Source organism: Tunicatimonas pelagia, assembly GCF_030506325.1.
Classification (GTDB): Bacteria; Bacteroidota; Bacteroidia; order Cytophagales; family Cyclobacteriaceae; genus Tunicatimonas; species Tunicatimonas pelagia.
The window spans coordinates 2,510,090-2,527,493 of sequence record NZ_CP120683.1 but is presented as its reverse complement, the minus strand read 5'-3'; the positions used below and the strand labels follow the sequence as shown (position 1 = coordinate 2,527,493).

Sequence of the window (17,404 nt, the reverse complement as noted above, 5' to 3'; positions counted from 1 at the left end):
TCAAGCTGTGCATTATAAAAATCAGCCATATGTCGGCTTTACCATTTACTCAACCTAACACAGAATCCCTTCAAACTTCACAAACGCTTTCTGATACTCAGATTTGGACTAACTTTAAGCAGGGCAATGAAGAAGCCTACCACTATATATATACTACCTACTTTCCGGTGCTATATAATTACGGCCGGCAGTTTTGTCCAAACCGGGAACAAGTCAAGGACTGCGTTCAGGAAGTATTTATAACGCTATGGCAATCTAAAAAAGAGTTAAGTGATACCAGTTCTATTAAATACTATCTTTTTAAGTCGCTAAAGCGGAGTATTGCCCGCTCGGAAAAAAAATTACGTAAACGCCAACAACTAGTAGCACAAACTCCCCCATTTGAGATTGTTTCATCTATCGAAGAGAATATCATTTCTTCTCAAAGGGCAACTGAAAGTAAAGAAAAAATACAACAAGCCGTTAATGCTTTATCTCCTCGCCAACGAGAGGTGATTTTTTTATTATTTTACGAGAGCTTGACTTATCCGCAAATTGCTGATTTGCTCACAATAGAGGTTAAGACCGCCCGGAACTTGGTAGGTAAAGCACTACAAACTCTTCGCAAAAGCATCACTTTTCCCTTTTTTCTGGGGATGGTTGTTTTGTTAGATTGGTTATTCGGATCAACTTAACACAACTCACTATAAACAGCTCCACTACTGAGGTACTATATTTATAGTATTATACTCATCTCTTTGTAATAGTAATAATGATAACCGCTTATTTATGATCGAATTGTAAAAATTTGATTATTTTTTCGGGTAAGTAGGGCGGATTTGATATTGGCTTCCTTTGTATAAGTAGAGGCTAGTATCAACCTATGTTCATGCGCTATCAAGATTTTTCGGTTCAAGCGTTTATTGAAGACGACTACTTTCGCAGGTGGGTTTATCAACCGGATCAAGTCAGTGACCGTTTTTGGAAAAACTGGTTAGCTGAACATCCAGAAAAACAAACGGAGGTAGCAGAAGCGCGCTCTGTACTTTTAGCAATTCAGTTTAAAGAGTACTCCGTCAGTACTGAAGAAAAAGATCAAATCTGGCATCAGATTCGCCAGCAACGCTCGCTTCCTATTCCGGCTACTACCTCACAGAGTTCTTCTATTGGTAGAGCTTGGAGATGGACAACGGGTATTGCTGCCTCGCTGGCACTAATAGTGGTCGCCTACTTATGGTGGGAAAGATCGGCCGAAACCGTCTACACTGTGGAGTACGGAACAACCCGGACCATTTTACTGTCCGACCAAAGTACGGTAGAGCTAAACGCCAACTCTACGCTTCGGGTTAGCCACCACTGGAATGAAAAGCGAGAGGTGTGGCTGGAAGGAGAAGCCTTTTTTGATATTCATCACCACGAAGGTACATCCGGACAGCGTATTCCTTTTATTGTACATACTAGTGAGTTAGCTGTTCGTGTAGTCGGTACGGAGTTTAATGTGCTCTCCCGCCGAGGAGAGACGCAAGTGGGGCTGCACAGTGGTAAAGTAAAACTTTCCTTGGATGAGGATGTATCAGAGGTGGAGATGCAGCCTGGTGACTGGGTTACTTTCTCTAAAGAAGGGCAGCAACTTACTAAAGACCATCTAATACCCGCCAGCTACACCGCCTGGCGGAATCAACGCTTTTGGTTTGATAACCACTCCCTCTCGGATATAGCGATGATGATTGAAGACTACTACGGATTAGAAGTCAATATATCAAGTGCGGCGTTAAGTCAGCGAACCTTTAGCGGGCAGTTTCCTGCTGACCGATTGGACCTTATGCTAACGGCTATAGAGGTTACCTTATCAGTACGGCTCACCAGAACCGGACAGTCGATAAACATTGCAGAAAAAGAAGAATAAAAAATCCGCCGGATGCGGCAAACATTCCGACGGACTATATATAGTGTTCACTTCCAATATACTTAAACTATGAGCAAATGTTACATTTTTATCGTAGCTAACCTCACTTTTTTGCTGTGGTTCAGTCCGGGTCATACCCAGCAGCTGAAGTTAGCAAGCAATTCAGTGCTCGATTACCAGTATCCGGTAGCAGGAGCAGGTAATGCGGTTGACCAGGATCAAGGGCAATCTTTATCAGTGGCTTTAAACAAGTTAGCAGATCACTACCAAGTAAGTATTTCGTATGACCCCGCTCTGCTGAAAGAAAAACTGGTAAAAAAAGCTCTTTCACTAGAGCAAAATTTAGATGCTAATTTGACAGAATTACTAGCCCCACATCAACTTAACTATCGCAAGCTGGAAGAAGGCTACTACGTTATCCAACCTCGTGACGATATTAGTAGAGTGATTCGGTTGGCTCCTGAAGAGCAAAGGGCAAAGAAGCCGATGTTAAACTCGGTGGTGTTGCCCGCTAAGAATTTGCTAAGGATAGTTAAAAAACAAGTGGAACAAACTATTAGTGGACAAGTAGTCGATCTATCTACCAACGAACCACTACCGGGGGTTAATATTCTGGTTAAAGGGACTAGTATTGGAACAGTTACCGATATAGATGGTAATTATCGGCTAACGGTAGCTGATGAAGTAACGACGCTGGTGTTTTCTTCTATTGGTTTTGAGACCATTGAGGAAGAAATCAGTGGTCGTGCTGAAATCAATATTTCCTTGGCACCGGATATTCAGTCGCTCTCGGAAGTCGTGGTAGTGGGCTACGGTACTACCCAAAAGAAAGACCTGACGGGAGCCGTGGCCGAAGTGTCATCTGAGACCATAGAAAATCGGCAAGCGGTTCAATTGTCGGATGCTTTGCAAGGAAGTGTGGCTGGGGTTACTGTTACTCGAGACGGAGGTGGCTCTGGGGAGGGTAGCAGCATCCGTGTTAGAGGCGTTACTTCACTCAATGTAAATGATCCACTAGTAATTGTAGATGGTATCCAAGGTTTGACCTTAGACGACATTAACCCCAACGACGTAGAGTCGGTTACGGTACTGAAAGATGCTGCTTCTCAGGCAATATACGGAGCGAGAGCCGCTGCGGGAGTAGTATTGGTAACAACGAAGAGAGGTACGGAAGGGCAGCTCAGGATTGAATATGATTACGAATTTGGGTCAAACTACCCTACGGAGCTTCCGGAGTACGTAAATGCGAAGACCTACCGAGAAATTGCTACCGAATACTCTACCAATGACGGTGGGGGGGAAACCTTTGATCCGGAAATTACCGAGCAGTACGATGAGCTACACGCCCAAGACCCGGATCTGTACCCCGATACCGATTGGCAGGACGCGATCCTTAGTGATGTACCAACGGCCAGACATCGCCACAACCTAGCACTGACGGTAGGCTCACAAAATGTGAATACCCGCGCTTCTATGAGCTACGTGACCGAAGATGGCATGTACGCCAATAACGATTTCCAGCGGTTTACTTTCCGGGTTAACAACGGGCTCACCTTAGGGAGCATCATAGAGGCTAACATTGACCTTTACTATAAACGGACGAATACTACCGATCCTGCACGCCAAATACAAAGTGCAGCGGAGAATCCGATTGCGCTATCTCGTCGGTACCCTGGTATTTTTTCGGCCATCAGAACCGATGGCGAATGGGGGGAAGGAAAAGACGGGGAGAACCCCTTAGCCCAAACTATTGAAGGTGGATCACGAACGCAAACCCTCAACCAACTCAATGGTATCATCGGGGTAACCATTAAGCCGACTAGTTCACTATCGCTGCGGCTAAACTTTTCTCCAACCTTTGACTTTGACCGATACGACCGTTTCTTCACCCCACCCGATATACCACGGCTAGGCAGTACCACTGAATTTTGGCCTCAGTCTGTCTCCAGCTTAGAAAAAAGGCAGACCAACGTAACAACCCTTACTTCCCAAGCGATTGTTTCGTACGACAAGACTATCGGGGATCATCAACTTAATCTGCTGGGAGGCTATGAGGAAGTAAACACTGATTGGGATCGTATTTCCACCACCAGTCGCGATCTAGGAATAGAGTTGGATGCATTGGCATTTGGTGATCCACTGCTTACGCAAAACGAACAAAACACTTCTGAAAACAATATCCGTTCCTTCTTCGGACGAATTGGTTATAACTACAAAGGGAAGTACTTACTCCAGTCTAACTTTCGTGCCGATGGCTCTTCCCGCTTTGCGCCTGACGAACGGTGGGGCTTCTTCCCTTCGTTATCCCTGGGTTGGGTTGTGTCGGAAGAGAGCTTTGATCTTCCTACTTTTATCTCGTTTCTCAAGGTACGAGGTTCTTATGGCGAGGTAGGTAACGAACAGATCGGGAATAGGCGAATTGAGGGAGACGAATTCTTTAATTTCTACCCGTATCAAGGACTGTTTGAGCTAGTCAATACGGTTTTTTACGATGGTAATAGCTTCGTGTCTGGCATTGGAGTAACGCAGGATTTCTTAGCAGATCAATTTTTAGTATGGGAAACTACCCGCACCATAGATGCCGGGATAGACCTGGGATTTTTGGATGACCGTATTACTGTGGTGGTAGATGCGTACCGAAAAACAACCGACGATATTATTATCACCCAAGATTTACCCAACTACTTGGGATATCCGAACAATACAAAAACTAACGTTGGGAGCATTGAAGTAGAAGGATTGGACTTTGAAGTAGGTTATCGGAATCAGATAGGCAATCTGAGGTACGCTGTAAATGCCAATGCTTCCGTATTGCGTAGCGAGATACTGGATGTGGGAGGTATAGAGACATTCTTGGTTAATAGAGGAACACAAATTCATACGGAAGGTGCGGCATTTGGGGAATGGTTTGGCTACCAAACCGACGGGCTGTATCAGACGCAAGAGCAAATTGATGAATATGGGATAACCAACCCTACTCGTCCCGGAGATGTACGGATTATTGATCAGCTGACCGTAGATACCGACAACGATGGCGTTCCTGACGAGCGCGATAATGTGATCAATGGGCAAGACCGGGTACCCCTTGGCACCTCGTTACCAACATTTACCTACGGAGGAAATATCACGTTGAACTACCGGAACCTAGATTTTTCATTGGTTCTCAACGGGGTGGGCAACCACAATCAACGGTACAATGATGTTCAAGTGCAGCCACTCACCCAGGCTTTTGGCAATATTCCTACTTACGTGGCGGAGGAATCCTGGCGACCTGGTAATACCGAAGCTCAGAATCAGGCGGCCAACTTTCCTAGGTTTTCCGGGGCCTCAAGATTGAACTACGCAGTATCGGATTTTTGGCTATACAACGCGGCCTACTTACGCATCCAAAATATTACGCTAGGCTATTCGCTTCCTACTAGCTTATCCCAGCGAGCGTCACTTCAGAAAGTCAGGGTATACGTGGCTCTGAGAAACTTCGCTACCCTTCGAGGAGGTGACCTACTAGAAGGCTGGGACCCTGAAGTAGACTTCACGGGCCACCCTATCATGAAATCAGTCCTGTTTGGTATTAACGTTAAGTTTTAAAATGATGAAAAGATATATAGTAATTATCACCGCAACCTGGCTATTCTTCACCAGCTGTGAAACCCTCGATCTAGAACCTCAAACGGCGGTATCTACCACTAACTTTTTCAATAATGCGGATGAGTTACAAATTGCCCTCAATGGCCTTTATCAGCAACGCTTATGGAAACTGGATGAATCTTACTGGGACGATGATGGGCACCACAGAGGGGGGCAGCGAAACAATGCCATTTCCCGTGCTACACTCAACCCTACCTCGGGAGTAATTGAACCAGCTTGGGATTTGTCTTATGAAGCTATTAAGCGGGCGAATGTGCTATTGGCTCAGCTTCTTCAGGCACGAGAGCGGGTGGAGAGTGCTATTGTAGATCAGGTAGAAGCTGAAGCCCGGGCTATTCGTGCTTACTTTTACAGCAAGCTTACCTTTAGGTTTGGAGCGGTACCATTGATTACGGAACCGCTTACCATCCAGGAGTCACTGGAAGTAGTGCGAACCTCTCAGGAAGAGGTAAAGCAGTTTGTTTACGACGAGTTGGATGCTGCTGCTGCTGTTCTGCCCGATGGAAATGATAATAGAGCCACCCAAGGTTTTGCTTTAGGCATTAAAGCCCGTTTTGCCCTTTACATGGGCGACTACGCTATTGCGCGCGATGCGGCGAAGGCAGTAATTGATGCTGACACGTATAGCCTGGATCCTGACTTTCAGGGGATGTTTTTAAAATCAGGAGCTAGTAGCCCTGAACATATTTATTTTATTCCGTATTCCTTCGAGTTGGGGATTACTTGGAGTTTTGAGGGTGGAGCGCGAGGCATTATTACCCGTAACGCCGGGGGCTTCGGGGCCAATATGCCTACTTGGGAGGCCATCAGTATTTTTGACTGCACCGACGGACTCACCATTGATGAATCACCTTTGTATGACCCTTTTGATCCTTTTTCTAACCGTGATCCTCGGTTGGCGCAGACGATTGTAGAATTTGGCTCGGAGTGGCTAGGGTATATTTATCAGCCCCATCCCGATTCACTAACGACCCTCAATACAACCAGCAATACCATTGTTAATAATAATGATACCCGTTCGGTCGCTATCTTTGCCTCGTTTACTGGCCTAGTCTGGAAGAAAGGAGTGGAGCAATCCTGGTCTGACAACCGCACCGCCGATCGCAACGTCATTATATTGCGCTACGGTGATATTTTGCTAATGTACGCCGAAGCACTGATTGAACTAGGAGAAAATTTGGAAGAGGCCCAGGGACTACTAAATCAACTTCGAGCCCGTGCCTACGGAACCACGGCGGATAACCTGGCGGGCTATCCGGCGATTACAGAAACCGATCAGGCGGGACTGCGCGCACGTTTACGCCGGGAGCGCCGGGTAGAACTCATGTTTGAAGGAAGCCTACGGTTTCAAGACCTGCGGAGATGGCGGTTAGCTGAGCAAGCGCTAGATCAGCTAGTAGTAGGATTACCCGAGCCGCAAGATCAAGACCGAAGCCAGTGGCCGTTCAATAATCAAATTTTGCCCGAAATTGACGAAAATGGCTTGGTTGATCTCAAGGCTCAGCAGCTGATAGATAATGGCTACGCTCGTTTGCTGGAAGATTACGATTTTGAAGAACGAATGTATCTCTGGCCTATTCCGGCCGATGATATTTTGCTTAACGATAACTTAACCCAAAATCCCGGATATTAACCGGGTCTCTCCCAATGCATAAACTTCCAGTCAGACGAGTTGTAGCGGTCGTATTTATCTTGTTGTGTAGCATCAGCGGATTTGCGCAGAACAGCACTGCTAATTCCTATCCGTCTATCAGCGGTATCTATCCGCATTTGGCGTACTACAATAACGAAGGGGAATGCGGTACGGGCGCCGTAGTCCCCTGGGCGGGACGTTTGTGGGTCATCACCTATGGCCCTCACTTTCCTACCGGTTCATCGGACAAGCTCTATGAGATTACTCCCGATCTCCAGCAGATCGTCCGGCCCGAGAGTATAGGCGGCACCCCGGCTAACCGATTAATTCATCCGGAGAGCCAGCAGTTATTCATCGGCCCCTACGCTATCGATACCAATCGGCAGGTACGCGTCCTTCCTTACACGGAAGCTCCGGGTCGTCATACGGGTACCGCCCGTCACCTGACTGACCCAGCTAATTTCGTTTATCACGGCACGATGGAAGAAGGATTCTACGAAGTAGATGTACGTACACTGCAAGCTAAAATGCTTCACCAGGACGGGAATATTGCCCGGCGAGCGGGGAACTTAGCCGAGTATAGTGCGCTTCTACCGGGGGCACACGGCAAAGGACTGTATTCCGGACAGGGGGTTTTAGTCTACTCCAACAATGGGGAGGATGTACCGGAGGCTCGTACCCAGTTTGATATTGAAGCCGGAGTCCTTGCTGAATGGGATGGCAATGACTGGCAGGTGGTCCGTCGAAATCAGTTTGTAGAGGTCACTGGGCCGGGTGGCATCTATGGAAATAAGAACCCTGATACTGATCCCATCTGGGCTACTGGCTGGGATCATAAGTCAGTCCTGTTGGGAGTGCGGGATGCTGAGAACGGTTGGTCATTTTTCCGCTTACCCAAGGCTAGCCATAGCTACGATGGTGCCCACGGCTGGAACACCGAGTGGCCGCGTATTCGGGATGTGGGCACGTCTGAAGAACCAGATTACCTGATGACCATGCACGGTATGTTCTGGCAATTTCCTGGCAACTTTACCGCCAGTCAATCAGCGGGTATCCGCCCCCGCTCAGCCTACCTGAAGGTTATTGGTGATTTCACTCGCTGGAATGATCGGTTAGTGTTTGGTTGTGATGATTCAGCGCAACGAGAATTCTTGAATAAAAGGAAAATAAAGGGAGGTATTGAAGGTCCCGGCCAATCCAACTCTAATCTGTGGTTTACGGATATGAATATGCCCGATGAACTGGGGCCTAACACCGCCGAGGGAGCCGTCTGGCTGAATGAAGCGGTAGCGGCTAATACGCCTTCGGAGCCTTTCCTATTAGCTGGATGGCCGCAACGGGCAGCCTGGTTGCACAATGCCGGTGAACAGCCCACTACTTTCACGCTAGAAGTTGATGCTTCGGGACAAGGAGAATGGGAAACGTTGCAGGAAATAAATATAGATAGCCAAAGCAGTCAATTGGTAGAGTTTTCGCCGGACACTCCTGGCGAGTGGGTACGCGTAGTAAGCAGTGAATCTACCCAGGCGACCGCCCACTTTTTCTATACCGATGAAGATCAACGGCCTGCTCAACCGAATGCTATGTTTTCGGGATTGGCTACAGTAGATCAATCTGGGGCAATAGGAGGTTTGCTGTACGGACTGGGTGACAACCGCCGGACACTGGGCATTAGTGCCGTACACTTTGATGAGAACGGTAAACGAACTGAGGGCTACTATGAATTAGATTCCGCCTTGCGGTTGCAATCCAAAGACGATGGGGCTACCCAAACCTTCATCAACGAGAAGTTTACGATTCCTGAGCAGGTCGTTACCGTTGAAGCCTCTTCGGTATTGATTGTAGACGATCAGGAACGACGCTGGCGGTTGCCACTAGGAGCCGAGGAATTTACCCCACTAACCAATCAGGCTGCATTGCGGATTGACCGGGAAGTGGCTACGGAACGAGACCTGATGAACTGTCATGGCACCTTCTACGAGCTTCCCGCGGAGAATGCCGATGGTTTTGCCAAAATTCGTCCGATTAGCTCCCACAACTTCCGTATCCACGACTACGCCAGTTACCGAGGCTTGCTCGTGATGACTGGTATTGATCCGAATGCTAGTCCTGAGAACGAACATGTAGTCATCTCCGATGATAAAAAAGCTGCTGTTTGGGTAGGGGTAATTGATGATCTGTGGAAGCTGGGTAAACCTACCGGTCGGGGTGGCCCCTGGAAAGACACTGCGGTGAAAACCAACGAACCTTCCGATCCGTACCTGATTGGTTTTTACGATCAACGAAGCCTTCAGCTTTCTCATCAGTCTGACCAGCCTATTACGTTCACCATAGAGGTAGAGCCAGTAGGCCACGGTCCCTGGATGGTCTACCAGGAAGTCACCGTAGCTCCGGGCGAGATCTACGAGCATACTTTTCCGGATCATTTCCAGAGTCGTTGGGTTCGTTTTCGCAGCAACGCTGACTGTACCGCTACAGCCTGGTTAGAGTACCGATAAACTGAATCATATAACTTATGCTACGTTGTGGTTTTATCTTATGCTGGCTGACTATAGCCAGTCTTCTCAGTGCAGAAGCCCAGTCCATTAGCGATGCTCCTCCCAACTTCGTCATCATCTATTCAGACGATCAGCGCTATGATGCCCTGGGATGTCGTACGTCTGATACCGCCATTACCCCTACACTAGATAGCCTCTGTGCGTCAGGCATGTACTTTGAAAACGCTTTTGTTACGTTGTCCATTTGTAGTCCCAGTCGGGCGGCTTTACTCACGGGTAGGTACGGAAGTGCCAACGGAGTAACCACCTTCGGAAAGGCTCGCTTGAACGAAGGGGAGCGCACCTTTGCTCAGCTACTAAGAGACCAGGGGTACCAAACCGGACTCGTCGGTAAGTGGCATTTAGCGGATAGTCCTACCTCACTCGGATTTAATTACGCTCGCTATTTTTTCTCGAACGGCTCCTGGTACAATCGTACTGTGATAGAAGAAGGTGAGGAAAAAGTAGCCGAAGGCTTCATCGAGGATTATAATGCTCGCCAAGCAATTAAATTCCTGGAAAGTACTGTTGACCAACAAGATCCCTACCTATTGTTTTACTGTCCTCAGCTTCCCCACCTTGATAACCACTTCAATTGGGATGTGACAGAAGAAACACTCGCTCGGTACGAAGAGAGGACAATTAAGTTGCCCCAAAACTGGCCGGATGAAAAGCTAGAAGGTAAACCCGAATATTTGCTTACCGAAAGGCATCGTCAAAAAGCATTGAGTTACGGCTATCAAAACCCTGATACGCTTCTGTACCAGACTCAGCGCTACTATGCCGCCATCACCGAAATGGATGCAGCTATGGGGCGAATGCTGAACAAAGTGAGTCAATTGCCCAACGCGGATAATACTTACATTATTTTTATGAGCGATAATGGCTGGTTCATCGGTGATCATTTATTTACTAGTAAAGTGCTGGCCTACGAAGAATCCATCCGGGTGCCTCTGATCATCAGTGGCCCGGGCATTGAGCCGGGAACAAATCAAGATTTAGTGCTCAATATTGACATCTTTCCTACGCTGCTGGCCATGCTAGGCGAAGATAGTCCGCCTCAGTTGCATGGTGTAAGTTTGCTACCGGCCCTAACCGAGGAAGAATGGCCGGAAAAAAGAGCGCATATTTATTATGAAGCACCTACTCCTCAATTGGGTAGCCAACCACTAGCAGCTATCCGTACCGATCGCTACAAATACATTGAAACGTATGATGAGGCAGATACCACTCAGGTAGTATTTCAGGAACTCTACGATCTACAAGAAGACCCGTACGAGCTTAATAATCTAGCCGTAGATCAAACGCACAACCACCTTGTACAACAGCTAAAACGCACATTGCAACAAGAACAACAAAACTATCAATAGTATACCAGCAACACTAGCAAAAGGCGTTGGTCTTTACTGACGATTGGGATGCCTACGCTACTGTATTCGCCAAGGGACAGCATCAGGTAGAAGGTAAACAGCAAACCACGCTGATAGAGCGGTTCAATAATACGCTTCGCTGGGACGCCGGTCGCCAACGATGCGCTCGTCTAGTTCGGAAAGCGTTACCTTTCTCTAAGACTTGGGAAAACCATTATCTAGCAATCAAGTATTTTCTGGTATGCTACAATCTTGAGAGATTGGCAAAAAAGCCATCCTTACGTCGAGTACACTACCAGCAAGATTCACTGGCATTAGTTCGGGTTCGGTGTATTGTTCAATACGAAAATACGAATGGCAGGTTTTACCTTGAGGAAGCGGTAGAAGACTATATTACTCTGAGCCGAGAAGTAAGAAAACCACTCTAAAAGTCTCAGTTCATGGCACATCTTGGTCGCTAGTGCTTGTTTCGTAGGCCAAATTAGGTACGCCAGCGGCGTATTGGAGGTTCAATCGGGCTTTCTCGTACTGCGTTTGCAAGTCGAGCAGCTCAATGCGGGCATCCAGTAGTTCGGTCTCCCGGGTGTTGATCAAGAATAGCGAGCTTTCGCCAAAACGAAACCGCCGCTGCTCACCGGCTAGTAGCTGCTCGTAGTTGGCTACCATCTTTTGCTGCCGGCCGATCACCCCGCGCAGGTTGAAGAGCGTATTGTAAGCCATTGTAACCTCGTTCTCAATGGTTCGTTGCACCCAACCCTGCTCAAACGTATTCTGCTTAAGCTGCAAGCGAGTTTGCGCCAGTGCAGCTCGCTCCTGCCGAAGGAATAGTGGAAAAGCAAACGCAATTTCGGCGGTGTAGTTATTTCGCCACCAAGCTGGTTCGCTAAATCGTCCGTTGCTTAGTAGGGAGGGCGCATTGCCCCAGACCGACTGCGCCAGGAAGTTGTAGGTGAGGTCCACGGTCGGTTTGAGGTATTCTTTGTTGAGCCGCTCAGTAATGCGTAATTGTTGATTCTCTCCGGCAAGCACAATCAGGTCAGGATGTTGGGTGCGAGCCTGTTGCTGTAGTTCGGCCAGTTGGTTCAGCGATAGCATGAATAAGCTATCCGGGCGAATGGGCTGGGTGCTTTCCCTAATATCCTGTGGAATAAATCCATCTTGCTGGTGCTGCCACACAAACACCGAAGCAGTTAGCCGGGCATTTTCGTCGGCTAGCCGGGCCTGATCGCGTTGCACTTCGCGCTCCTGGTAGTTGATGTAGGCTGTGAGTGAGTCGAAAGGAGCGGCATCGCCTTTTTTCACCTGCTGCACTACTCCCCGGAGGCGGACTTCGGCCAGTTGGGCTACTTCGTTGGTCACTTCGTAGGCTTGGTGGGCGTAGTACCAATCCCAGTAAGCCTCCCCTGCATCGAGCAACACCTGATTGATGGCGTTGACCTGATCGGCTTCGGCCATCTCCTGCATTTGCTGCGCGATTCTGACCGCCGCCCGTCGCTCGTCAATAAACAAGCCCCGGCCAATAGGCATAGAAACTCCGGCTGAAATTAGCCCATCTTCCGTATTGGATTCTTCGTTATTGATAAACTGACCGCGATTCTGTTCGTAGCCAATACTGAGATCCGCCGGAAACCACATTGGTATATCCAGTTGGGTGTTCCAGATTTCGTAGTAGGGAGAACCGCCGTACTCCTTGGTAGAGAAATTGGAGGACAGGGTAGGGTCAAAACTACCCCGAGCCAGGCGAAGCTCTTGCTGGGCCAAAGGCTGCAACAAGTAAGCCTGCCGAGCTACCGGATGATTGACCAATACGGTCTGAAAAAAATCCTCCAAGGACAAAGTGCTACGTACCTGAACCGTCGTATCAGACTGGGCAAGGGTGGCAAGTGCAATTCCCCAAAAAATAATGAGACAAAATAGGTACCGGAACATGGTTGCTGAGTTTAATAATTAGCGGCAGTAGCTTCGGGCGCGGCTTGTAGGCTAGGGGGGAAGCCGTTATACAATCGCCACAGCTCGTACCACAGCGGCACCTCATCCAGCATGGCGAAGCCTTGCACTTCGGAACCCAAGCGCAGTAACTCGGGCCAATCGCCATCATCGTTCGGATCAGGGATCACCAGCACCCGGTAGCGTCCGTCCTGCTCTTCGGTCTCCACGTAGTCGATCACCTGCACAATGCCTCCGAATGTGCCCACGGCCACAATGGGCCAGCCCGAAAACTGTAAGGCGGGCCAGCCATCAAATTCCAGCCGCACCTGACGGCCCACCGATAGCAGGGGAACATCCATCGGCTGCACGTACATGGCCACTGCTTTGTCCGGATTTTCGGGCATGACCGTTACCACGCCCTCCCCGGCACTAATCGTTTCACCAATGCCGGTGCGTAAAGCACGTACTACGTAGCCATCTTGGGGGGCAATCATGTAGTATTGCTCGTTCCGGATCTGCATGTTGGCGTACTCGTTTTGCAGCTCGGCCAGGCTACGCTGGGCATCGTAGATCCCCGCTAGGGTCGTGTTCAGGCTCGACTCAGCACTGCTGATATTTTCTAGGTAACTAGCTTCTACGGCCTGTAGCTCAATGCGGGCGTTGATAAGCTGGTTCTGAGTAGTGAGGAACTGATTTTCGGCTACTCCGAGGTCTGCTCGCGACAGTTGTTGCTCCTGCTCCCGTTCTTGCAAGTCGGTAAGGGATTTGAGGCCGTCGTCGTAGAGCGACTGCTCCCGTTCCAGTTGGTTTTCTACGATAGCAAAGTTTCTGCGGGAAGCCACGTAGGCTAAGCTCTCGCCCACAATTTGCAACTCGGTTTGCCGAACTACATTTTCGGCTTGCTGCAACGCTAACTGAAGCCCTCGTTGCAGGGCTTTGATCTGGCGGCGCAGGGCTTCGGCGTTGGCCTCTCGCGACTGAATCGCTGCCTGCTGAGCTACCAGTTGCTCCTCAAGCCGTACCAGCAGTTCGGGATTGAAATAATCGTCTTGAATCTCCTGAATATTGAGGATAGTATCTCCCCGTAGAACAAAATCACCCTCTTGCACGTACCAGCGATCAATGCGCCCCGGAATGGCCGACTGAACGGTCTGAGGACGGTTCTCTGGCGAAAGGGCGGTCACTTCACCCGTGGCCCGAATGTTCTGCTGCCAGGGTAAGAGAAGCACCATAAGTAGAAAGACTCCGATGCCGACGAGCCAGCGGGCTACTATCTTTCCTGCCCAAGGTGACTCCAGCACCTCCAGGGGTTCTAACTCAACATTGACGGGGGGAATGGTTTCTTTATCAGATTTCATAGAAAAATAGGCTTTAAAAATGAAGACTAACAGGGAGCATCGGCTACTAGTGTGGAGACCGTCAACTCCTGAAAAAACGCATGCTCTTTCAGTGTTTCGTAGGTGCCTTCGGCTACTTTTTCGCCGGCCTGCAATACAACGATTTTAGTGCATTGGCTCAAGATCAGCGGGTCGGTAGATGTCACAATCAGACTCCAGGCATGCTGATCGTCGGTGAGGTAGCGTATAAACTTCTGCTGTTCGGCACTGGTAAAAAACGAAAAGAAATCGTTGAGCATGAGTACTTTTGGTCGTTTAGCGATACAACGAGCTAGTATAATCTTACGAGCCAGACTGGTTGAGACACTCGTGCCCCCACTAACTAAGGTGGTATCCAACCCTTGGGGCAATCGTTGAATGGCCTCCATTGCCCCGACCGCCTGAAGTGCCTCCACGGCGGTTTGGTAGGAGGTGGTAGGTTTGCGGAGTGTCACATTGTCCAGCACTGAGCCGTTGAAAATATCTTCGACAGACACGTTTTTAGCGATATGGTTGCGCCATTGCGCTACGTTGAGATTGGAGAGTGGTATGTCATTTACGGCGACTACTCCTTCGTAGGAACGGTAGCTTCCGTCCAGGATGTTCACCAACGTTGACTTGCCGCTATCGTTGTAGCCCGTGATGCATACTCGTTCGCCGGGGGCAATATCCAGATTAATATTGTTGAGTACGTATTCGGACTCACCGGGGTAGCGGTAGCGCAGATTTCGGGTTTGAATCCGAATGCCTTGTTCGGTGGTGAGCGTAGCCTTGCCTTCGGGTTCCAGCGGTAAGTCAGTAACTTGCCCGATCTTGTCCACTGCCGTCAGCATATCGTATACCGTATCCAGGTTGAGGATGATGGTTTCTACGGAACCAATGACCAGGACAATGATTAATTCCGAAGCCACAAATTGCCCCAGCGTAATCTGACGGTCAATCACTAAAACAGCCCCGATGATGAGCAGTCCAGCGGTGACTAATGTTTTAAAGGCAATCACGTAGGAATATTGGCGAATGAGTACCCCAAAGTGGGCTTTGCGATGCATCAGGTAATTGCCTACTTCGTGGTTTACCCGCTGAGTGGGTAGTTGGCTGGTACCTGCCATTTTAAACGTAGGCAAGGCGCGCCCTAATTCCTCCAACCAATAAGCCACTTTATACTTGTATTTCGATTCGGTAAGCGACGAGTCAAGCCCTCGTTTCCCCGTCAGATAAAACATGAGCACCAGCAGCGATACCAGTAATAAGCCAAAGAACACAAAGAACGGGTGATAGAACGACAGCAAGATCAAGCAGAAATTAATTTGAATGATGGCCGTAAGTAAACTGATCAATAGTGTGGGGAGCCCTTTTTGTATGGTGAGGACATCAAAAAAGCGATTGACGAGTTCGGGAGTATAATACCGAAGTACGGCTTCCGTTTCGACGCGAGGGATGCGGTAGGCCAGCTCAAGAGCCGTTTTGGCGAAAAGACGGCGTTGCATGATCTCTACCATTGACAACTGCATAATCTGTAAGCCTCCGCCCACAATCACTCCGATCACGACTAAGCCAATGAGAATAACGATAGAATTAAGCCACATTCCTCCGGAGATGAATCCCACGATGGCTTGAGTTCCCAGTGGCAGGGTAAGGTTGATGATACCTACCGCCACCGCGTAGACGTACAGGTAGCTAATATCGCGCCGTTCGCCCCGCAGCAGGTTAAGTAGGCGTTTGACCGGGGATAAGGCTGGATCATCGGTCGCTTCCCCCACCATACTTCGAAACGGAAAAGCTGCCACAAACAACACTTGCTCTTTGGCAGTGGTATAAATGTTTTCGGCCAAGGTATCAATCGCCACGGGCTGCTGGGTTCCGTCGGGGCGTACTAGATCAGCCTTTGGCTGTAAATCCTTACCAGGCTGGATAATCGCCGGAGTTACAGTTGCCTCTTCAGCAAAAAACACCAGCACCGGAAAACTAAGCCTGTCGACAAGCGCTTGATAGCTACCTGCTGTGTTGGTAGTAAAAACCAAACGCAACGGAGTGCCATTTTCTGACAGTGTTCGGGCAAAGGCTTCGGGAGTATGTAAGTCGGTATCAGAGGGTAACTCCTCACCAAAATCGGGTGGCAGCTCGTGGCGTAGTGCCTGGCTAAACTGCTTAATCACAGAGATAAGCTGTGGGTGATTCATAGGCCACTTGGTTGAGTAGGTCAGAGGTTTTCGGTGGTACTTGCTTTTTCGTACTATAAAGGTCGTTGGTAAGCTTACTTCGGTCTGGGATATTCTTGTGCTAATGAAAGATTCTTGTACTATATCACGCAGGCGCGTTTTTAAGAGGTGTTTTAAAACAGCCTCTAAGCTCGACTTTAGCCTTTTGGGAATAATTCTTACTATGGACTATAGCTCTATGCGGGTACAGAGAGGGCTTGCGTTCATGGGCTATGCTCTTCTCAGGTTATTTTTCAACCTCAATGTGCAGAAGGGAGGTTGAAAATTAATCCGACTTATGCGGGTGGTAGACAACACGCTAGGTAAAATATTACAAATCGCTGTAATTCAGAATATTATAAATTTATCTAAAGTAGACATCTTTGACCATTCGAGAGTAAAAAGGCTAAAGTCAAGCTAAGCTTACCATTTTTCACAGTCGTTCCAGATGCTTCATCACCGGATTGTCGCCCATCGGTTTCCGATGGTCTTTCGGCTAGTACGTCTGCAGATACATTTTCAGTTCGGTCATGAACTGATGAGAAAGCTAAGGCAGGTAAATATCCTTTTTCCGAAGCCACTCGGCTAAAAACTGCTCGCCGTAGCTTTGGGTAGTAAAGTAACTCTTCAGTGTACCCGACTCCAAATCATTTTTCATTTTAGCCGCTCTCAACAGGAAAGCAGTACTGAAGGTATCCTTGTTTTGCATTTTGTTGGTTTTTAGATGATTTTGATTACAAACACGGTCTTGTTCTTTCACAAAAACTAACAAAACGAGTTGCTTGTAAAATGCTGTTTTGCAGTAATTTACAAGCAATTCGGCGATCT

At 48.4% G+C, this 17,404-nt stretch carries 10 protein-coding genes and 1 pseudogene; 7 read left to right on the top strand and 4 right to left on the bottom strand.

Features of this window, described 5'->3' with window-relative positions; genetic code table 11:
- The first annotated feature begins 29 nt into the window (after positions 1 to 29).
- The 7 genes and pseudogenes from P0M28_RS10730 to P0M28_RS31250 form a co-directional block, all read left to right on the top strand.
- On the top strand, positions 30 to 674 hold the full coding sequence (locus P0M28_RS10730) for an RNA polymerase sigma factor (RefSeq protein WP_302209900.1): 645 nt from the start codon (positions 30 to 32) through the stop codon (positions 672 to 674).
- A gap of 194 nt (positions 675 to 868) precedes the next feature.
- On the top strand, positions 869 to 1,885 hold the full coding sequence (locus tag P0M28_RS10725; RefSeq protein WP_302209899.1) for a FecR domain-containing protein: 1,017 nt from the start codon (positions 869 to 871) through the stop codon (positions 1,883 to 1,885).
- A gap of 69 nt (positions 1,886 to 1,954) precedes the next feature.
- Positions 1,955 to 5,473, top strand: coding sequence for a SusC/RagA family TonB-linked outer membrane protein (locus P0M28_RS10720; protein WP_302209898.1), 3,519 nt, complete (start codon positions 1,955 to 1,957; stop codon positions 5,471 to 5,473).
- Between the two features lies 1 nt (position 5,474).
- Positions 5,475 to 7,166, top strand: coding sequence for a RagB/SusD family nutrient uptake outer membrane protein (locus P0M28_RS10715; RefSeq protein ID WP_302209897.1), 1,692 nt, complete (start codon positions 5,475 to 5,477; stop codon positions 7,164 to 7,166).
- Between the two features lie 14 nt (positions 7,167 to 7,180).
- Positions 7,181 to 9,664, top strand: coding sequence for a hypothetical protein (locus tag P0M28_RS10710; RefSeq protein WP_302209896.1), 2,484 nt, complete (start codon positions 7,181 to 7,183; stop codon positions 9,662 to 9,664).
- 17 nt (positions 9,665 to 9,681) lie between these two features.
- Positions 9,682 to 11,073: a sulfatase-like hydrolase/transferase gene (locus tag P0M28_RS10705; protein ID WP_302209895.1), complete on the top strand. Its 1,392-nt coding sequence runs from the start codon at positions 9,682 to 9,684 to the stop codon at positions 11,071 to 11,073.
- 17 nt (positions 11,074 to 11,090) lie between these two features.
- Positions 11,091 to 11,324: pseudogene (locus tag P0M28_RS31250) on the top strand (IS1 family transposase); the annotation flags it as partial.
- Between the two features lie 187 nt (positions 11,325 to 11,511).
- Here the strand turns inward: P0M28_RS31250 and P0M28_RS10695 are convergent.
- The 4 genes from P0M28_RS10695 to P0M28_RS10680 form a co-directional block, all read right to left on the bottom strand.
- Entirely contained in the window at positions 11,512 to 13,002 is a 1,491-nt protein-coding gene (locus P0M28_RS10695; protein WP_302209893.1) for a TolC family protein, read from the bottom strand.
- 11 nt (positions 13,003 to 13,013) lie between these two features.
- Complete coding sequence (locus P0M28_RS10690; RefSeq protein ID WP_302209892.1) at positions 13,014 to 14,360, bottom strand: HlyD family secretion protein; 1,347 nt, start codon at positions 14,358 to 14,360, stop codon at positions 13,014 to 13,016.
- A gap of 26 nt (positions 14,361 to 14,386) precedes the next feature.
- A complete protein-coding gene (locus tag P0M28_RS10685) occupies positions 14,387 to 16,558 on the bottom strand; it encodes a peptidase domain-containing ABC transporter (protein ID WP_302209891.1) in 2,172 nt (723 codons plus the stop codon).
- A gap of 565 nt (positions 16,559 to 17,123) precedes the next feature.
- On the bottom strand, positions 17,124 to 17,285 hold the full coding sequence (locus P0M28_RS10680; RefSeq protein ID WP_302209890.1) for a hypothetical protein: 162 nt from the start codon (positions 17,283 to 17,285) through the stop codon (positions 17,124 to 17,126).
- Positions 17,286 to 17,404: the final 119 nt, after the last annotated feature.

Bases quoted from the DNA above. Each gene is read 5' to 3' on its own strand.
- P0M28_RS10730 (WP_302209900.1), top strand. From the start codon at position 30: ATGTCGGCTTTACCATTTACTCAACCTAACACAGAATCCCTTCAAACT.
- P0M28_RS10725 (WP_302209899.1), top strand. From the start codon at position 869: ATGCGCTATCAAGATTTTTCGGTTCAAGCGTTTATTGAAGACGACTAC.
- P0M28_RS10720 (WP_302209898.1), top strand. From the start codon at position 1,955: ATGAGCAAATGTTACATTTTTATCGTAGCTAACCTCACTTTTTTGCTG.
- P0M28_RS10715 (WP_302209897.1), top strand. From the start codon at position 5,475: ATGATGAAAAGATATATAGTAATTATCACCGCAACCTGGCTATTCTTC.
- P0M28_RS10710 (WP_302209896.1), top strand. From the start codon at position 7,181: ATGCATAAACTTCCAGTCAGACGAGTTGTAGCGGTCGTATTTATCTTG.
- P0M28_RS10705 (WP_302209895.1), top strand. From the start codon at position 9,682: ATGCTACGTTGTGGTTTTATCTTATGCTGGCTGACTATAGCCAGTCTT.
- P0M28_RS10695 (WP_302209893.1), bottom strand. From the start codon at position 13,002: ATGTTCCGGTACCTATTTTGTCTCATTATTTTTTGGGGAATTGCACTT.
- P0M28_RS10690 (WP_302209892.1), bottom strand. From the start codon at position 14,360: ATGAAATCTGATAAAGAAACCATTCCCCCCGTCAATGTTGAGTTAGAA.
- P0M28_RS10685 (WP_302209891.1), bottom strand. From the start codon at position 16,558: ATGAATCACCCACAGCTTATCTCTGTGATTAAGCAGTTTAGCCAGGCA.
- P0M28_RS10680 (WP_302209890.1), bottom strand. From the start codon at position 17,285: ATGCAAAACAAGGATACCTTCAGTACTGCTTTCCTGTTGAGAGCGGCT.